Origin of the sequence: Actinosynnema sp. NPDC050801 (assembly GCF_040673975.1) — a bacterium.
Classification (GTDB): Bacteria; Actinomycetota; Actinomycetes; order Mycobacteriales; family Pseudonocardiaceae; genus Actinosynnema.
Genome location: NZ_JBFAQZ010000010.1, coordinates 206,320 through 227,323 on the forward strand (window position 1 = coordinate 206,320; position 21,004 = coordinate 227,323).

Sequence of the window (21,004 nt, forward strand, 5' to 3'; positions counted from 1 at the left end):
GTTCAGCGGTCGCCCGGGTCGGTCATCGTGCCCTGGTCGGCGGGTTCGGGGGCGGAGAAGCGGCGCAGTGTCGGGTTGAGGGTCGCGAACAGGCTGAGGAGCGCGATCCCCGCCGCGCACGTGAGGATCGCCTGGTTGCCGGGGAGCACTTCGACGAGCAGGCCGCCCAACGCCGGTCCGGCGATGGCGGCCGTGCCGAGGGCCACGCCCATGACGCTGCTCAACCTGCCGCGCAGCTCGTCGGGGGTCAGCAGCAGCTGGTAGGTGGTGATGGTGGTGTTCGCGGTCGGCGCGACGAACGCCATGGCGGCGAACAAGGCGCCCATCAGGTAGCCGTTGTCGGCGAAGATCGCCAGCGGGATCAGGCAGGTGATCACCCAGAAGACCCCGACCACGGACACGTACGGCCTGACCATCCGGTGCAGCCCCGGCGCGGCGAGGGCGCCGAGGATCCCTCCCGCGCCGAACATCGCGGCCATGACGCCGATCTGCCCCGTCGGGACGCCCCGCTGCTGCGCCAGCGCGATGATGAGCAGGTAGAACGCCTGGAAGAACAGGTTGAGGCCGATGGCGCACACCGCGATCACCCGGATCAGGGGTTGTCCCCCGATCCAGCGCAGGCCGTCCAGCACCTCGCGGTGGAAGTTGCCCTTCGGCGCGGGCTCGCGCTCCCTCGCCGGCAGTCGGACGAAGAACAGCGCGATGAACGCCGCCACGTGCGCCGCGGCCTCCGCCGCGAACGGCAGCCAGCGGCGTGCCGCGAACAGGAAGCCGCCGAGCGCGGTGCCCAGCAGCTGTCCCAGGTAGCCGCGGGCCGAGTTCATCGCCACCGCGGCGGCCAACTGGTCGGCGGGCACGATCGCGGGCAGGCTCGCCTCCTCGGCGGGTTCGCACAGCGATCGGCAGACGCCGAGGACGACCACGACGGCGATGATGTACGGCACGCTCGCGAAGCCCCACCACAGGGCCGGGACGACACTGCCCACCGCGAAGGCCTGCACCGCCTCGCAGACCAGCATCACCTTCCTGCGGTCCCACCGGTCGACCAGGGCTCCCGCGGGCAGCCCGGCGAGCAGTTGCGCCGCGGCGCCGGCGGACAGCACGAGCCCGGACAGCACCGGAGATCCGGTCAGCACCAGCACCAGCAGCGGGAACGCGATGACGGAGGCGCTGGAGCCCGCCTCCGACAGGGCCTGGCCGATCCACACGAGCCGGTAGTCGCGGTTGCGCGACAGCGGGACGGTCGACGCGGTCACGACGAGTCCCGGCAGTCCTGCGCGATGCGCTGGAGGGCGTCGAGGAAGTCGCCCACGACCCGCTCCACCGTGGACCGCTCGTGCCGGTCCGGGTGGTAGTCCCAGGAGAAGCGGAGTTGCCCGGCGGCGACACCCCCCGTGACTTCGAGCAGGTGCGTGCCCCGGTCCGCGGGATCACCCTCCTGCCCGATGGAATCGTGCGCGGCCCGGTACAGGCCGCCCTCGGCCTGCCCGGTGGCGCTGTCCCACTGCCCGAGGTAGTTGAACACGACCTCCGGGCGGCCGCGCTCGGCGTCCAGCCGCGCCCGCGTCCGCGGTGGGCCGAGGTAGCGCAGCGCGCCGAACCCGAGGCCGTTGCCGGGGATCGTGCGCGACTGCCTGCGCACCGCCTTCACCAGATCGCGCCACGAGGGCTCGCCGTCGGGCACGGTGAGCGCGACGGGGTACATGGTGGTGAACCAGCCGACCGTGCGGGACAGGTCGACGCCGAGGATCTCCTCCCGGCCGTGGCCCTCCATGTCCAGTGACACCGTCCGCTGTCCGGTGAACCGGGACAACGCCCAGGCCAGCGCGGCCAGCAGGACGTCGTTGACCCCGGTGCGGTAGGCGGTGGGAGCGTCGTGCAGCAACGCGTCGGTGTCCTCCGGGCTCAGCACGACCTGCAACGTCCGCGGCGCGTTCCCCGGTCGCGGTTCGTCGTGGTCCACCGGCAGCGCGGCCCCTTCCAGCGCGGCGGTCCAGTGCTCCAGCTCGTGGTCGAGCCCGCCGTCGGCGACGTACCGGCTCAGGCGCCCGGCCCAGTCCTGGAACGAGGTGGTCTTCGCGCCCAGGTCGACGGCCTCGCCGCGCACCGCCTGGCGGTAGGCGCTGTCCAGGTCGTCCAGCAGGATGCGCCACGACACGCCGTCGATCACCAGGTGGTGGGCGGCGAGGAACAGCAGCGGAGGCGCCCCGTCGCCGCACCGGAACAGCACCGCCCTGAGCAGCAGGCCGCTGTCGAGGTCGAAGCCGGCCTGCACGTCGTCGGCGACCTCCTCCATCTTCGACCGCCGGTCCCGCTCGTCCACCCGGGACAGGTCGTGCCGCTCGATCTCGACGGTCCGGCCGACCGGCGCGTTGTCCTGGTGCCACCGGCCGTCGACCCGGCGGAACCGCATCCGCAGCGCGTCGTGGTGCACCGGCAGCGCGCCCAGCGCCCGTGCCAGCGCGGCCTCGTCCAGGTCCTCGGTCAGCTCCAACAGCATGGACTGGTTGAAGTGGTGGGGCTTGGAGGTGTGCGTCTCGAAGAACCACTGCTGGATGGGCGTGAGCGGCACCGGGCCGACGACCGCGCCCGGGTCGACCGGTCCGACGTCCACCGTCGTGACGACCGGGGCGAGGGTCTCGATCGTCTGGTGCAGGAAGATGTCCTTGGTGGTCAGGCCGATACCGGCCTTCCTGGCCCGGGAGACGACCTGGATGACGAGGATGGAGTCGCCACCCAGCTCGAAGAAGTTGTCCCGAACGCCGATCCCGCCGACACCGATCACGTCCGCCCAGATCCCGGCGAGCGCGATCTCCACCGGCGTGCGCGGCGGCACGTGGCGGGGCCGGTCGTCCTGGACGACCTCCGGGTCGGGCAGCGCCTCGCGGTCGAGCTTGCCGTTCGCGGTGGTCGGCAGGGCCGGCACGGCCACGAAGGCCGACGGCACCAGGTAGGCGGGCAGCACCCCGGCCAACGACTCCCGCAGGGACTCGGCGCTCGGCGTGGCGCCGGGAGCCGGGACGAAGTAGCCGACCAGCCGCGTCCGCCCCTGCCCTCCGCCCTTGGCCACGACCGCGGCCTCGGCCACGTCCGGGTGGTCGAGCAGCGCGGACTCCGCCTCACCGGGTTCGACGCGGAAACCGCGGATCTTCACCTGGTCGTCGGCACGGCCCACGAACTCCAGGACCCCGTCGACCCGCCACCGCGCCACGTCCCCGGTGCGGTACATCCGCTCGCCCGATCCGGTGAACGGGTCGGGTATGAACCGCTGCGCGGTCTGGCCCGGTCGGTTCAGGTAGCCGCGGGCGACCCCGGCGCCGGCGATGAACAACTCGCCGGCGACGCCGATCGGCACCGGTCGGAGGTCGCCGTCCAGCACGTAGACCCGCATGCCGTCCAACGGCCGCCCGATCGGCACCACGTCCGGCACCGCCGCCGCGTCCGACATCGCGATCGACGTCGCGAACGTCGTGGTCTCCGTGGGTCCGTAGCCGTCCACCACGGTCAGGCCCGGCGACGCCTCCAGGACCCGCCGGATCGGCGCGGCCGGGACGACGTCGCCGCCGGCCCACACCTCGCGCAGGCCGGCCATGCAGCCGGGGTCCTCCTGGACGATCACCCGGAACAACCCCGCCGTCAGCAACACCGCCGTCACGCCGTGCTCGGCGATCACGCGGCGCAGCACCTCGGCGTCCACATCGCCCGGTGGGGCGATGACCACCCGATCGCCGTTGAGGAGCGGCATCCACAGCTCGTAGGTCGAGACGTCGAACGCCTGCGGCGAGTGCAGCAGCACCCGGTCGTGGGCGCCGCCGCGGAAACGCCCGTCCGCGACCAACGCGACCACGTCCCGGTGGCACACCCCCACCCCCTTGGGCATCCCGGTCGACCCCGACGTGTACATGACGTACGCGAGGTTGTCCGGGTGGATGGCCACCTCGGGGCGGGTGTCCGGCTCGTCGGACGACCCGGCGGCGTCCACCACGACCACGTGCCCGTCGTGGACGTCCGCGGCGGTGGCCTGCCACACCCGGTCGGTCAGCACGATCCGTGCCCCGGTGTCCGCCAGCAGCAGCCGCAACCGCTCGGCGGGCGCCCTGGTGTCCAGCGGCACGTACGCGCCACCGGCCTTGAGCACGGCCAGCTCGGCGACCGCCAGGTCGACCGAACGCTCCACCAGCAGCACCACCAGGTCCTCGACCCGCGAACCGAGCCGGATCAGCCGGTGCGCGAGCCGGTTGGCCCTGGCGTCGAGCTCGGCGTAGGTCAGCGCCACGCCGCCGGCCACCACCGCCGTCTCCCCCGGTGCCCGGTCCGCCCACCCGGCGAACACGTCCGGGACGGTGGCCGTCCGCGTCTCGCCGCCGGTGTCGTTCCACTCCTCCAGCACCATCCGGCGCTCGGCCGGTCCCAGCAGCGGCAACTCGCCCAGCTGCCGGTCCGGTCCCGCCACGGCCGCCTCCAGCAACACCCGCAGGTGTCCCGCCATCCGCTCCGCCGTCGCCGCGTCGAACAGGTCGGCGTTGTACTCGACCGCGCCGTGCAGGGCGTCGTCGGCTTCGCGGAAGTACAGGGTGAGGTCGAAGTTGGCGGTCGTGGTCGGCAGCTCCAGGCCCTCGACCCGCAGGCCGGGCAGGTCCGCCTCCCGGTCGAGGTTGTTCTGCAGCACCACCATCGCCTGGAACAGCGGTGTGCGGCTGGTGTCCCGGACGGGCCGCAGCTCGTCCACCACGCGTTCGAACGGCACGTCCTGGTGCGCGAACGCGTCGAGCACGGTGTTGCGCACCTCGCCCAGGAAGCCGCGGAACGTGCGCGTGCGGTCCACAGTGGAGCGGAGCACCAGGGTGTTCACGAAGAACCCGACCAGCGATTCCAGCTCGGGCCGGTCGCGGCCGGAGGTGACGGTGCCCACCGCGATGTCCCGCTCCCCCGACCAGCGGGAGAGCAGCAGCTGGCAGGTGGCGACGAGGGCGGTGAACAACGTGCCGTCCTGCTGCCGGGCGAGTGCCTTCAGCCGGTCGACCACGTCCACCGGCACCGTGAAGGCGTGCACCGCGCCGCGGTTCGTGCGGATCGCGGGCCTCGGCCGGTCGGTGGGCAGCTCCAGCGGCCGCACCCCGTCGAGCCGCCCGCGCCAGTACCCGAGTTGGTCCTCCAGCACGGGTCCGGTCATGCGGTCCCGCTGCCAGACGGCGAAGTCGGCGTACTGCACCGGCAGCTCCGGCAGGGCGGCGTCCGCACCGGTCAGCGCCGCCCGGTAGCAGGCGCTCAGGTCGCCGGTGAGCACGCCGTTGGACCAGCCGTCGGTGATGATGTGGTGCATCATCAGCAGCAGCACGTGGTCGTCGTCGGCGAGCCGCAGCAGGCTCGGGCGCAGCAACGGCCCCCGACCGAGGTCGAACGGCCGCCCGCTCTCCCGCGCCAGGACCTCGGCCAACCCCGACTCACCACCCGGCACGTCCTGCAACGGCACGTGCACGTCGTACGGCGGGTGCACCACCTGCACGCCGTGCCCTTCGACGGTCTCGAAGGTGGTGCGCAGCGACTCGTGCCGCGCGACCAGCGCGGTCAGCGCCGCGTCGAGCGCCGCTGTGTCCAGCTCACCGCGCAGCCTGAGGATCGACGGCGACAGGTAGTCGGTGCTGTCGGGCTCGAACTCGTCCAGGAACCACAACCGCTGCTGGGCGAACGACAGCGGCAGCGCACCGGTCCGCGGCACCACCGGGATGCCGGGTTCCTCCTCGCCGGTCCGCGCCGAGACGACCCGCGCCAGGCGTTCGACCGTCGGCTCGCTGAACACCGCCCGCGGTGAGACGGCCACGCCGAACTCGGCGCGCAGCCGGGACACGACCCGGATGCTCAGGATCGAGTCGCCGCCGAGTTCGAAGAAGTTGTCGTCGACGCCCACCCGCGGCACGCCCAGCACCTCGGCCCAGATCCGGCAGACCTGCTCCTCCGCCGGCGTGCGCGGTGCCCGGTGGACCGAGCGCGGTCGCGCCTCCGGCGCCGGCAGCGCGCGCCGGTCGACCTTGCCGTTGACGGTCGTGGGCAGCACGTCCAGCGCCACGAACGCCGAGGGGACCATGTAGTCGGGCAGCCGGTCGGTCAGCCACGACCGCAGCTCGGCGGGGCTCGGCCCGCTCGGGGTCACATAGGCGACCAGCCGGTCGTGGTCGTCGTCGCGCCGTGCGACCACGACCGCCTCGGTGACCAGGGGGTGCCGCACCAGGGCGGCCTCGACCTCGCCCGGTTCGATCCGGAAACCGCGGATCTTCACCTGGTCGTCGGTGCGGCCCAGGTACTCCAGCCCGCCGTCGGCCCGCCTGCGGACCCGGTCGCCGGTGCGGTACATCCGCGACCCCGCCGGAGCGCCGGACGCGGCGGTGAACGGGTCGGCGACGAACCGCTCGGCGGTCAGGCCAGGGCGGCCCAGGTAGCCGCGCGCGACCTGGGCGCCGGCCAGGTGCAGCTCGCCGGGCACGCCCACCGGCACCGGCTCCAGGTCGTCGTCCAGCACGTAGGCGCGGACGTTGTGCAACGGCCGGCCCACCGCCGGGTTCCCAGCCTCGACGCGGCACGACAGCGCGTCGACCGTGCACTCGGTCGGGCCGTAGAAGTTGTAGGTGGCGGTGTCCGGGGCGGCGGCCAGCGCGTCCCAGAGCGACCCGGTCAGCGCCTCGCCGCCGAGCATGAGCACGCGCGGGCGGTGCCGGTCGTCGGCGAGCAGGCCCGCCGGCAGGAGTTGCCGCACGTAGGCCGGCGTGACGTCGAGGAAGTCGATCCCGCGCCCGGCCACGTACTCCACCAGGGCCTCCGGGTCGAGGCGCGTGTCGTCGTCCAGCACGTGCAGCTCGTGGCCGGCGGCCATCAGCACCGGTCCCTCCAGCGACGTGTCGAAGGAGAACACCGCGCTCAACGCGACCCGCATCCGCTCGCCGCCCGCGAACCCCTCGCGGTGGCTGTGCAGCAGGTTGACCAGGTTGCGGTGCTCGACCAGCACCCCCTTGGGTCGCCCGGTCGACCCGGACGTGTAGATCAGGTAGGCCGGGTTGTCCGGCCGCAGCGGCGTCGTCCGCTCGGCGTCGGTCAGGTCGCCGCCGCCGTGGTGGGCCACGTCCGGGAGCTCGGTGAGCACCACCGCCGGCGCCGCGTCACCCATCAGGAACGCGACCCGTTCCGGTGGCAGCGCCAAGTCGAGCGGCAGGTACACCGCACCGGCCTTGAACACCGCCAGCATGGCCACGACCGCGTCCGCCGACCTCGGCAGGGCGAGCGCCACGACCCGCTCCGGGCCGGCGCCGAGCGACACCAGGTGCCGGGCCAGCCTGTTCGCCCGCGCGTTCACCTCGGCATAGCTGAGGGCCTCGTCGCGGAACACCAGGGCGGTCGCGTCCGGCGTGCGCCGCACCTGCGCCTCGAACACCTCCGGGAACGTCACGTCGGGCACGTCCAGGGCGGTCCGGTTCCACTCCACCAGTTCGTGGCGGGCGTCGTCCTCGGTCAGCAGCGGCAGCTCGCGCCCGTCGGCCACGCCCTCCAGCAGGGCGACCAGGTAAGCCGCCATGCGCTCGACCGTCGCCGCGTCGAACAGCTTCCGGTCGTAGTCCAGCTCCAGCCGCAGCCGATCGCCGGTGTGCGCGCTCAGGGTCAGCGGGAAGTTCGTGCTGTCCAGGCCCTGCACGTCGAGGACGCGGACCTGCTGCGCGGCGTTCGCCAGCTCGTCGACCGGGTAGTTCTCGAACACCACGGCGCTGTCGAACAGGTTCGCGCCGGGCGGCAGGTCGCTCCACGCCTGGACCTCGGCCAGCGACACGAAGTCGAACGAACGCGATCCGCTCTGCGCCTCCTGGAGGTCCCGCAGCCAGGACAGCACGTCCCGGCCGCGGTCGACGCGGACCCTGGTGGGCACGGTGTTGATGAACATGCCGACCATCGACTCCACACCGGGCAGGTCCGCGGGCCGGCCGGACACCGTGGTGCCGAACACCACGTCCGGCTCACCGCTGTAGCGCGACAGCAGCCTCGCCCACATGCCCTGCACGATCGTGCTGACGGTGAGACCGGCACGCCGGGCGACCCGGTTCAGCCGCGCCGACCGGTCGGCCGACAGCTCGACCGGGACGGACTCGCTCGACTCCGTCCGGTGCGCCTCGACGGGAGCGCGGTCGTAAGGCAGCGGTGTCGGCGCCTCCACACCGGCGAGCACTTCGCGCCAGTGCCGTTCGGCACCCGTCCGGTCCCGTTCGCCCAACCACCGCAGGTAGTCGCGGAAGGGGCGGCGGGACACCGGTTCCGGCCGTCGTCCACCGACCTCGGCCGCGTACTGCTCGCACACCTCGGCGAGCACCTGGGCCAGGCTCCACCCGTCCAGCAGCACGTGGTGCGCGGTCCAGACGACCAGCACCTCGTCGGCTGCGGTCCGGGCGACGACCAGCCGCAGCAGCGGCGGGCGGGTCAGGTCCAGGCCGGCCGCCAAGTCGTCGGCGAGCACCCGGTCCAGCGCGTCCGCGCGTTCCCGCTCGGACAGCCGTCGCCAGTCGAGGTGCCGCACGGGCAGCTCGACCCGGTGGTGCACCACCTGCACCGCCTCGTCGACGCCCTCCCACACCACGCTGCTGCGGAGCACCGGGGTGCGGTCGACCACGCGTTGGCACGCCGCGCCGAACGCGTGCGCGTCCGCCACGCCGGACAGCCGGAACCGCAGCTGGTCGAAGTACGCCGTGGAGTCGCGGTCGACCAGGCTGTGGAACAACATCCCGGCCTGCAACGGCGTCAACGGGTAGACGTCCTGCACCGATCGGCCGTCGCCGGCGATCCGGTCCACGGCCGCTTGGTCGAGGCGGGCCAGCGGGAAGTCCGACGGCGTGCGTCCGCCGGCGTCGGGCCGCGCGCAGTGCGCGACGATCTCGCGCAGCGCGCGGACCATGCCCTCGGCGAGGTCGCGCACCGTCGCCTCGTCGTGGACTTCGCCGGAGTACTCCCAGGACAGGTGCAGCTCGCCGTCCTCCACCGCGCCGACGACGTCGATCAGGTAGGGGCGGGTGCTCTCCGGGGGCGCGTCCTGGCCGAGGGCGGGTCCGCGGCCCCGGATCAACCCCTCGTCATCGGCACCCATATCCCACTGACCGTGGTAGTTGAAGCTGATCGGCGGCAACGCGGTGTCGCTCAACGCGTCGGTCGTGCCCAGGTAGCGCAGCGCCTCGTAACCGAGACCGCGGCGCGGCACGGCGCGCAGTTGCTCCTTGACCGACTTGAGCAGGTCACCCCAGCCAGCGTCGGCCGGAACGTCCAGGGCGACGGGGAACTGCGAGGTGAACCAGCCGACCGTGCGGGACAGGTCGACGCCGCCCAGGACGTCCTCCCGGCCGTGGCCCTCCATCGTGACGGAGGCGCGTCCACGTCCGGTCCACCGCGTCAGCACGCGGCCCAGCGCGGCCAGCAGCACGTCGTTGGCCTGGGTGCGGTACACGTCCGGCACCCGGTGCAGCAGCGCGTCGGTGTCGTCCCGGCCGAGCCGGACCGTGACGGACCGGGTGGAGCCGACCGTGTTGGGGCCGTGGCGGTCCACCGGCAGGTCGAGGTCTTGGCCGTCGGCAAGAGCGGTCCAGAACGGGAGGTCGTCGTCCAGTCCTCCGTCGCGCACGTGCTCGGTCAGCAGGTGGGCCCACTGCGTGAACGCCGTGCCGACCGGCTCGGGGTCCTCACCGCGGTACGCCGCCTCCAGGTCGCCGAGCAGGATCCGCCAGGACACCCCGTCCACCACCAGGTGGTGCGCGGTGATGAACAGCCGCGGCGGGTCGGTTGCCGCGCCGGTGAACAGCACGGCTCGCACCAGCGGGCCGTCGGTGATGTCCAGCGAGCCCCGCGCTTCGGTCGCCACCCGCTCCATCTCGCGGTGCCGCTCGTCGGCGCCCCTGGCGGACAGGTGGTGGGTGCTGAAGATGTCGTGCGGATCGGTCGGCGCCACTTCCTGGTGACCGTCGCGGAACCGCAGGCGGAGGCTGTCGTGGTGCGCCACCACCGCGTCGACGGCTCGGGCCAGTGCCACGACGTCGACGTCCTCGGCCAGCTCCAGGAGCACCGACATGGTGAGGTGGTCCGGGTCGTCCGGGCGGGTCGCGAAGAACCACCGCTGGATCGGCGTGAGCGGTGCGGGCCCGCTGATCACCGGGCGCGTCGACGCGGCCGGCGCCCGCGTGCCCACGACGGTGGCCAGCTCGGCGACGGTCTGGTGGGTGAACACGTCCTTCGCGGAGATGTCGAGGCCGGCCTGCCGGCACCGGGACACCACCTGGATGCTCACGATGGAGTCGCCGCCGAGGCCGAAGAAGTTGTCGTGCACCCCGACGCGCTCGACCCGCAGCACCTGCGACCAGACGCGGGCCAGCTCGCGTTCGACGGGGGTGCGCGGCGGCACGTACGCGGCCTCCGGTCGCGCGTCCGGTGCGGGCAGGGCGGCGCGGTGCACCTTCCCGTTGGCGCTCAACGGCAGCGCGTCGAGCGCCACGAACGCGGCGGGCACCATGTGCGCGGGCAGGACGCGGCCGAGCGACTCGCGCAGCTCCTCGGTACTCGGCTCCTCCTCCACCGGGACGAGGTAGGCCACCAGCACGGCGTGGCCGCGGCCGTCGTCCCGGGCCACCACGACGGCTTCGGCGACGTCCGGGTGTCGGAGCAACGCCGACTCGACCTCGCCCGGTTCGACGCGGAACCCCCGGACCTTCACCTGCTCGTCGATGCGGCCCAGGTATTCCATCGTGCCGTCCCCGCGCCACCGGACCAGGTCGCCCGTGCGGTACATCCGCTCGCCCGGCTCGCCGAACGGGCAGGCCACGAAGCTCGACGCGGTCAGACCGGGCCGGTTCAGGTATCCCCTGGCCAGGCCCTCACCGGCGACGCACAGCTCACCGGCGACGCCGATGGGCACCAGCCGCAACCCGCGGTCGACCACGTGCAGGCGGGTGTTCCAGGCCGCACGGCCGATGGGCACCGGGCCCGGCGCCACGTGTTCGCCCGGCTCGATCCGGTGCTCCATGCACCCGACGGTCGCCTCGGTCGGCCCGTACTCGTTGACCACGGTCGCGGTCGGGTTGGCCTGTCGCCACTCGTCGACCACCTCGCCCAGCAGCTGCTCACCGCCGACGACCAGGTCACCGGTGGGCGACATGTCGGCGGGCACGGTCCCCAGCAACGGCAGGTGGCTGGGCGTGGCCTTGAGGAACGTGGCCTGCTCCCCCACCGCGGCGTCCTCGGCCAACTCGCTCACCCGGATGCGGCCACCGGCCAGCAGCGGCCCGAACAGCGTGGTCACCGTCAGGTCGAACGTCACCGGCGAGTGCAGCACCGCCACCCCGCCCAGGCCGGGGTAGACCGCGGTCGCCCACGACAAGTAGTTCACCGCCGACCGGTGCCCGACCACCACGCCCTTCGGCCGGCCGGTCGAGCCCGAGGTGTAGATGACGTAGGCCGGGTTGTCCGGCGAGAGGGGCGCCACCCGGTCCACATCGGACGGATTCGTGCCCGGGCAATCCTCGTTGCCGCGCAAAGAGTCCAGGCCGTCGAGCACCACCACCGGTGCGGCGTCCTCCAACACCGCCGCCACCCGAGCCGCCGGGTAGGCCGGATCGACCGGCAGGTATGCCGCACCCGTCTTCAGCACGGCCAGGACCGCCACGACCAGCTCGACCGACCGCGGCAGCACCAGCGCCACCAACCGCTCCGGCCCCGCGCCCCGCTCGATCAACCGGTGCGCCAGCCGGTTGGCCCGCGCGTTCAGCTCCGCGTAGTCCCACTCCACGACGCCGTCCGTGATCGCCACCCGCTCGGGGGTCCGGGCGACCTGCGCCTCGAACAACCCGGACAGGGTGGCCGCCGGCACGTCGACCACCGGTCCGTTCCAGTCCACCAACAGCTGCTGCCGCTCCTGCTCCGACACCCACGGCAGCCGGGACAACGGCCCGTCGGGGTCCGCCACGATGCCTTCCAGCAGCACGTGCAGCCATCCGACCACGCGGTCGATGGTGGCGGCGTCGAACAGGTCGCTGTTGTAGGTCACCACGCCGGGCAGGCCGCCGTCGTGCTCCTGGAACTGGATCAGCACGTCCACGCCGGCCGTCACCACCGGCGGCGTCAGCTCCTCCACCGCGAGGCCGGGCAGGTCCACCGCCGGCTCCGGGTTGTTCTGCAGGATCACCATGGCCTGGAACAACGGGGTGCGGCTCGTGTCGCGGACGGGCTGGAGCTCGTCGACGACCCGCTCGAACGGCACGTCCTGGTGGGCGAGCGCGGACAGGACGGTGTCCTTCACCTCCGCCAGCAGGTCGGTGAACCCGCGCTCCTGGTCCACTGTGGAGCGCAGGACCAGCGTGTTGACGAAGAAACCGACCAGCCCTTCGAGCTCGGCGCGCTCACGGCCGGAGGCGACCGTGCCCACGGCGATGTCGTCCTGCCCGGACCAGCGGGCGAACAGCACCTGGCACGCGGCCACCAGAGCCGTGAACAGGGTGCTGTCGTGCCGCCGGGACAACGCCTTGAGCCGCGCGGTCACCTCGTCCGACACGCGGAACTCCACCAGGGCACCGTTGCTCGTGCGCACCGCGGGCCGAGGGCGGTCGGTGGGCAGCTCCAGCACGGGGACGCCGTCGAGCCGGCGGCGCCAGTAGTCCAACCGCTCGTCCAGGCCGGCGAGGTTGTCGCGCTGCCACACGGCGAAGTCGGCGTACTGCAACGACAGGGGCGGCAGTGGGTCGCCGCGGTAGAGCGCGCTCAGCTCCTCGGTGAGCACGCCGGTCGACCAGCCGTCGGTGACGATGTGGTGCAGCACCAGCACGAGCACGTGGTCCCGGTCGGCCGGCCGCAGCAGCCGCACCCTCATCAGCGGGCCCTCGCGCAGGTCGAACGGGCGCCGGCCCTCCTGCGCCAGGACCTCGGCCAGCTCGGCCTCGGGCACGTCCTCGGCCCGCACCCGCACCTCGCCCGGCGGGTGCACGACCTGCACGCCGCGGCCGTCCACCGTGTCGAACGTCGTGCGCAACGCCTCGTGACGGGCCACCAAACCGGTGAGCGCGGCGTTCAACGCCGCCACGTCCAGCTCACCGCGCAGCCGCAGGATCAGCGGGGACAGGTACTCGGTGCTGTCCGGGTCGAACTCGTGCAGGAACCACAACCGCTGCTGCGACAGCGACAGCGGCAGGCCGCCCTCCCTCGCCGCCACCGGGATGGGCGACCATCCCGGCTCCGCACCCGTCGAACCCGGCCCCGTCGAACCCGGCCCCGTCGAGACCAGCCCGGTCAGGCCGGCCACGGTCGGCGCGGTGAACAGGGCGCGCGGCGACAGCTCCACGCCGAACGCGGCCCGCAGCCGGGACACCACCCGGATGCTCAGGATCGAGTCGCCGCCGAGCTCGAAGAAGTTGTCCTCGACGCCGATCCCGGGAACGCCCAGCACCTCGGTCCAGATGTCCGCCACCTGCCGCTCCCGGTCGGTGCGGGGCGCGACGTGGTCGGTGCGGGACGCGGCCAGGTCGGGGGCGGGCAGCGCGCGTCGGTCGACCTTGCCGTTGGGTGTCTTCGGCAGCGCGTCCAGCGCGACGAACGCGGCGGGCACCATGTAGTCGGGCAACGTCCCGGCCAGCCACGACCGCAGGTCCGCCGCGGTGGGCGCGGCCGTCCCGGTCGGCACGAGGTAGGCCACCAGCCGCTTCGCCTCGTTCGCGCCGTCCTGCCGCGCGACCACGACGGCCTGGTCCACCCCGGCGTGGCGCACGAGCGCGGCCTCGACCTCGCCGGGCTCGATCCGGAACCCCCGGATCTTCACCTGGTCGTCGGTGCGCCCCAGGTACTCGACCCGGCCGTCCGCCCGCCACCGCGCCCGGTCCCCGGTCCGGTACATCCGCGAGCCCGGTGCGCCGAACGGGTCGGCCACGAACCGCTGAGCGGTCAGGCCGGGCCGGCTCAGGTACCCGCGCGCCACCTGCGCGCCGGCCAGGTACAGCTCCCCCGCCACCCCGACCGGCACCGGCCGCAGCGACCCGTCCAGCACGTACGCCCGCACGCCGCGCAGCGGCCGGCCGACCGCCGGGCGACCGCCTTCCACCCGGCAGGACAGCGCGTCGACCGTGCTCTCGGTCGGGCCGTAGAAGTTGTAGCTCACCGTGCCCGACGCGTCGGCCAGCCGCCGCCACAGCGACTCCGCGATCGCCTCGCCGCCCAGCATCAGCACGCGCGGCGCGCGTTCGCCGGTCAGCAGTCCGGCGTCCACGAGCTGGTGCGCGTAGGACGGCGTGAGGTCGAGGAAGTCGATGCCGTGCCCGACCACGTAGTCGACGAACGCGGTCGGGTCGAGCCGCACGTCGTCGTCGATCAGGTGCAGTTCGTGCCCGTCCGCCATCAGCACGGGCCCCTCCAACGACGTGTCGAAGGAGAACACGGCCGACAGCCCGACCCGCAGCCGACCGCCCCCGGCGTCGGCCACGAAGCCCTCGCGGTGGTTGAGCAGCAGGTTGACCAGGCTCCGGTGCTCCACCACGACGCCCTTGGGGCGGCCCGTGGAGCCGGAGGTGTAGATCACGTACGCGGCGTGGTCCGGCCGCAGCGGGGAGAGCCGGTCCGCGTCGGTCAGGTCACCCGCGTCCTGGCGGGCCACGGCGGCGCGCGTCTCCGGCGCGTCCAGCACCGATTCGGTGACCACCAGCACCGGGGCCGCGTCGGCCAGCACGAACTCCAGCCGGTCTGCGGGCGAGTCCGGGTCGACCGGCAGGTACACCGCACCCGCCTTCCACACGGCCACCATCGCCACCACCGCGTCCACCGACCGGGGCAGCGCCAGGGCGACGACGCGCTCCGGCCCCGCGCCGGACGCCACCAGGTGCCGGGCCAGCCTGTTGGCGCGCGCGTTCAGCTCGGCGAAGGTCAGGCGTTCGTCCCGGAACACCAGCGCCGTCGCGTCCGGCGTCCGCCGCACCTGCGCCTCCAGCAGCTCCGCGAACGTTTCGCCGGGCGTGGTCGCGGCCGTGTCGTTCCACTCCACGACCACCCGCCGCCGCTCGTCGTCGGTCAGCCAGGGCAGTTCGGCCAACGGCCGGTCGGCGTCGGTGGCGATCGCGTCCAGGAGCAGCCGGAGGCGGTCGACCATCCCCTGGGCGGTGTCCCGGTCGAACAGGTCCGGGTCGTAGGCCAGGTCGAGGTGCAGCCGGTCGTCCAGGTTGGCGCTCAGGGTGAGCGGGAGGTTCGTGCTGTCGCGCGCCGTCACCTCCGCCACCCGGACGCCGCCGACCTCGACGACGTCGTTGAGCGGGAAGTTCTCGAACACGACCACGCTGTCGAACAGGCTCGCGCCGGCGGGCAGGTCGCTGCACGACCGCACGGCGGCCAGCGACACGAAGTCGAACCGCCGCGACTCGGTCTGGCCGGCCTGAAGGCCGTGCAGCCACGCGAGTGCGTTCTCGTCGTCGCGCACCCGCGCCCTGGTCGGCACCGTGTTGATGAACATGCCGACCATCGACTCGACTCCCGCCAACTCGGCGGGGCGCCCGGAGACGGTGGTGCCGAAGACGACGTCCTGCTCGCCGCTGTAGCGGGACAGCAGCAACGCCCAGGCCCCTTGCAGGACCGTGTTGACCGTCAGGCCGTTGCCGCGGGCGGTTCGCAGCAGCCGTCGCGATTCGTCGACCGACAGCTCCAGCCGCACCGCGTCCGACGACTCGGTGGCGTGGGACTCGGTGGGTTGCCGGTCGTAGGGCAGCGCGGTCGGCGCGGAGAAGCCCGCCAGCACCTCCCGCCAGTGCCGCTCGGCCTCCTGCCCGTCCTGGGCGTCCAACCAGCGCAGGTAGTCGCGGAACGGCCGTCGGGACACCGGTTCGGGCGGTGTGCCGCCGACGATCGCCGCGTACCGCTCGCAGACCTCGGCGAACACCTGGCTCAGGCTCCAGCCGTCCATCAGCACGTGGTGGAAGGTCCAGCAGAACAGCACTTCGTCGGCGGAGATCCGGGCGATGGCGACCCGCATGAGCGGTGCCTCGGTCAGGTCGAGGGTCGCGGAGGCGATCAGCTCCGCCTCCCGGTCCCGCTCCTCGGCGGACAGCGCGCGCCAGTCGTGCAGGGTCACCGGCAGGGTGACGTCGCCGTGGACGACCTGCAACGGCTGCTCCACGCCGTCCCACACCAGGGCGCCGCGCAGCACCGGCGTGCGGTCCAGGACCTGTTGGCAGGCCGCGGCGAGGGCCTGCTCGTCGCGGACCCCGGACAACCGCAGCCGGACGTGGTCGAGGTAGGCCGTGGAGGCGGTGTCGGCCAGGCTGTGGAACAGCATGCCCGCCTGCATCGGCGTGAGCGGGTGGATGTCCTCGACCGACCGGTCGGTGCCGACGAGGCGGTCCACCGTCGCCTGGTCCAGGCGGGCCAGGGGGAAGTCCGACGGGGTGCGGCCACCGGCGTCGGGGCGGGCGCAGTGCTCGACGATCTCCCGCAGGGCCGCGAGCACGTCCTCCGCCAGCCGCCGCACGACCGCCTCGTCGTGCACCTGCTCGGAGTACAACCAGGTCAGCTCCAGTTCACCGGCCGCCACCACGCCGACGACGTCCAAGAGGTGGGCACGCGCGTTGCCGGGCGCGGACTCCCGGCCCACCGGGGCGCACCTGGCCCGGTACAGCCCCGTGTCGTCCGCGTCCGACGCCACGTCCCACCGGCCGTGGTAGTTGAAGCTGACGCGCGGCCACGGGTCCTCGCGCAGCGCGGCGGCGGGCGAGCCGGGCGCGCTCAGGTAGCGCAGCGCCCCGTAACCGGCACCGCGCCGCGGGATCGCGCGCACCTGCTCCTTCACCGACTTCAGCACCGCACCCCACTCCTCGGCGGGCACGTGCAGCGCGAACGGGAACTGGCTGGTGAACCAGCCGACGGTGCGGGACACGTCGAGGTCGTCGGGGACGTCCTCGCGGCCGTGCCCCTCCAGGGTGATCAGCACGCGGTCACGGCCGGTCCACGTGGCGAGCGCGCGGCCCAGCGCGCTCAGCAGCACGTCGTTGACCTGCGTGCGGTAGACCCCCGGCACCTGGTGCAGCAACGCGTCGGTCTCCCGGCGCGGCAACCGGACGGTCACCTCGCGGACCGACTCGGCCGCGTTGGCACCGTCGTGGTCGACCGGCAGCTCGGCCGGCGCCGACCGGGCGACCTCCTGCCAGTAGTCCAGGTCCTCGTCCAACTCGCCGGCGTGGACGCGCTCGACCAGCCGGTGCGCCCAGCGGGTGAACCCGGTGTCGACCGGGTCGAGCGCGACCGGTTCACCCGCCAGCACCTGGTGGTAGGCCACGTCGAGGTCGCCGAGCAGGATGCGCCAGGAGACGCCGTCGGTCACGAGGTGGTGGATGGTGATGAACAGGCGTGGGCGCCGGTCGTCGCCCAGGTGGAACAGCAGGGCGCGGACCAGCGGTCCCCGCTCGACGTGCAGTTCCGACTGGGCGGCCGACGCCGCTGCCTCCATCGCCTCCCGCTGCGCGGGAGCGTCCGAAGTGGACAGGTCGACGACTCGCAGCACGTCTTCGGGCGGCGTGGACAGCACTTCCTGCACCCACCGGTCCTCGACGGTCGAGAACCGCGTGCGCAGCGCCTCGTGGTGCGCCACGACCGCGTCGAGGGCCGCGACCAGTGCCCGCTCGTCGAGGTCCGGCGTCAACTCCACGAACGTGGACTGGGTGAAGTGGTGCGGATCGGCCGGGCGGGTGTCGAAGAACCACTCCTGGACGGGGGTCAACGGCGCGGGGCCGGTGAGCGGCGCGTCCACCGCGGCTTCGCGGATGGGTCGCACGTCGGAGGCCAGCTCGGCGATCGTGGGGTGGAGGAAGACGTCCTTGGACGTCAGCCGCAGGCCGGCCTGGCGCGCCCGGGCGACCACCTGGATGCTGAGGATCGAGTCGCCGCCGAGCTCGAAGAAGTTGTCCTCGACGCCGACCCGTTCCACGCCCAGCACCCCGGCCCACACGCGGGCCAGCTCCTGTTCCACCGGCGTGCCGGGCGCGACGTGGCGGGACGCGTCCGGCCGGGTCCGCGGCGCGGGCAGCGCACGGCGGTCGACCTTGCCGTTGGGGGTCAGCGGCACCTCGTCCAGCGCGACGAAGAGGGCGGGCACCATGTACTCCGGGAGGTCGCGCTTGAGGAAGGCCCGCAGGTCGGCGTCGTCCGGCGCGGCGGCACCCGACGGCACCACGTAGGAGATCAGGCGGTTGCGGCCGGCGTCGTCGGGCCGTGCGACGGTGACCGCCTCGGCGACCCCCTCGTGCCGCATCAGGACGGCGTCGATCTCGCCTGTCTCGATCCGGAACCCGCGGACCTTCACCTGGTGGTCGGCCCGGCCCACGTACTCCAGCCGCCCGTCGGCCCGGCGGCGGACCAGGTCACCGGTGCGGTACATGCGGGTGCCGGGCGGAAGACCGGACGCGGCGGCGAACGGGTCGGCCACGAACCGGGACGCGGTCAGGCCGGGGCGGTTCAGGTACCCGCGCGCCAACCCGGCGCCCGCCACGTACAGCTCGCCGGTGACCCTCGGCGGCACCAGGTCCAGCGCGCCGTCGAGCACGTAGGTCCGCAGGTCCGGGATGGGCACCCCGATCGCGCTGCCGGTGGCCGCCGCGGCGCTCTCGCGGTCGAGCGGGTGGTGGGTGACGTGCACCGTGGTCTCGGTGATCCCGTACATGTTGACCAGCGCGGTGTCGTCGTGCCGGGAGTACCAGTCGGCGAGCCGGGCGGCGTCGAGCGCCTCACCGCCGAAGATGACGAACCGGAGGTCGGGCAGCTCCGTCGGGCGTTCCCGGTCGGCGGCGGCGAGCTGGTGGAACGCCGACGGCGTCTGGTTGAGCACGGTGACGCGCTGCTCGGCGAGCAGGGCCAGGAAGTCCTCGGGCGACCGGGACACGTCGTGCGGCACCACGACCAGCCGGCCGCCGTGCAGCAGCGCGCCCCACATCTCCCACACCGAGAAGTCGAACGCGTAGGAGTGGAAGACCGTCCACACGTCCCGCTCGTCGAAGCCGAACCACTGCCGGGTCGCCGAGCACAGGCGCACCACGTTGGCGTGCGGGATCACCACGCCCTTGGGCCTGCCGGTCGACCCGGAGGTGTAGATGACGTACGCGGGGTTGTCCGGCGACAGCCCGGCCGTGCGGTCCGCATCGGACGGGTTCGTGTCGGGGCAGCCCTCGGTTCCGCCCAGCGACTCCACGCCGTCGAGCACCACGACCGGTGCGGCGTCCTCCAGCATCGCGGCCACCCGCGCGGGCGGGTACGCCGGATCGACCGGCAGGTACCCCGCGCCGGTCTTCAGCACCGCCAGGACCGCCACCACCATGTCGATCGAACGGGGCAGCACCAGCGCCACCAACCGCTCCGGCCCCGCGCCCTGCGCGATCAGCCGGTGCGCGAGCCGGTTGGAGCGCGCGTTCAGCTCCGCGTAGTCCAACTCCACCCCGTCGCACGTCACGGCGATCCGTTCGGGCACCCGGTCCACCTGTGCCTCGAACAGCTCGGGCAGGGTGGCCACCGGCAGGCCGGTGGTGGAGCCGTTCCAGTCGGTCAGCAGCCGTCGCCGCTCCTCCTCCGACACCCACGGCAGCCGGGACAACGGCCGGTCCGGGTCGGCGGCGATCCCGGAGAGCAGCAGCACCAGGTGCGCGGTGAAGCTCTCGATCGTCGCGGCGTCGAAGAGGTCGGTGTTGTACTCCAGCGATCCGGTCAACGCGCCGTCACGCTCCTCGAACTCGACGGTGATGTCGAAGTTCGCCGACCGCCGGGACAGCCCCATCCGCTCGACGCGGAGCCCGGTGAACTCCGGCGCATCGCCCTGAGCGGTCTGGAGCAGCACCATGACGTCGAACAACGGGTTACGGCTGACGTCGCGTCCCGTGCGGATCACGTCGACCAAGCGCTCCAACGGCGCCTCGTCGTGGGCGAAGGCCTCCTGCACCGTCCGCTTCGCCTCGTCGAGGAAGTCGCCGAACGTCCGTTCCAGGTCCACAGAGGACCGGAGCACGACGGTGTTGACGAAGAAGCCCACCAGCCGGTCCAGCTCCGGTCTGCTCCGGCCGGTGGTGACCGTGCCGACGGCGACGTCCTCCTGACCCGAGTAGCGGGCCAGCAGCACCTGGCAGGCCGCAACCAGCACGGTGAGCAGGATCGTGCCGTGCGCGTGGGCGAGGTCGCGCAAGTCGGCGGCGACCTCCGCGGGGAGCTCGAACGCGTGCACCGCGCCGGAGGACGTGCGCACCGGCGGGCGCGGGCGGTCGGTCGGCAGTTCGAGCGGTGCGACGCCGGCCAGCCGCTGCTTCCAGTAGTCCAGGTGCGCGCCCAGCGCGTCGTCGGACAGCCGGTCGCGCTGCCAGGCGGCGAAGTCCGCGTACTGCAGCGGGAGCGGCGGCAACGACGCTTCTCCGCCGACCAGCGCCGCGCGGTACAGCACGGCCAGTTCCTCGGTCAGCACGCCCATGGACCAGCCGTCGGTGACGATGTGGTGCGCGGTGAGCAGCAGCACGTGCCCGTCGTCGGCGACCCGCACCACCAACGCCCGCAGCAGCGGTCCCCGCCGCAGGTCGAAGGGCCGCGCATACTCCTCGGCCAGCACCGCGTCCAGGTCGCCCCCGGGCGCCAGGTCGAGCACCGGCACGGGCAGGTCGAACGCGGGGTGCACGACCTGCACGCCGCTGCCGTCGACCTCGTCGAACGTGGTGCGCAGCGACTCGTGGCGGGCGACCAGCCCGCGCAGCGCGGCGGTCAGCGCCGGCACGTCGAGGCGTCCGGTCAGGCGCAGCGCCAGGGCGCTGTTGTACCCCGACCCGCCGGGCTGGAACTCGTCGAGGAACCACAGGCGCTGCTGCGGGAACGACAGCGGCAGCGGCCGGTCGCGGCCGACGGCGCCGATGGTGTCGACCTGCCGCGCCTGGCCCGCCAGCCGGCGGCGCATCAGCTCCCTCAGGTGCGGCGGCAGTGCGGAGATGCGCTCTTCCATCGATGACGACATGGT

The 21,004-nt window shown here is 73.3% G+C and carries 2 protein-coding genes; both read right to left on the reverse strand.

Going from position 1 to position 21,004, the window contains the following annotated elements; genetic code table 11:
* Nucleotides 1–2: 2 nt before the first annotated feature.
* Complete coding sequence (locus tag AB0K14_RS23435; protein ID WP_360455023.1) at nucleotides 3–1,256, reverse strand: MFS transporter; 1,254 nt, start codon at nucleotides 1,254–1,256, stop codon at nucleotides 3–5.
* Nucleotides 1,253–21,001 (reverse strand): non-ribosomal peptide synthase/polyketide synthase, encoded by a 19,749-nt coding sequence (locus AB0K14_RS23440; protein WP_360455020.1) that lies wholly within the window; start codon nucleotides 20,999–21,001, stop codon nucleotides 1,253–1,255. Before AB0K14_RS23440 ends, AB0K14_RS23435 begins: the two co-directional genes overlap by 4 nt.
* Between the last annotated feature and the right edge of the window lie 3 nt (nucleotides 21,002–21,004).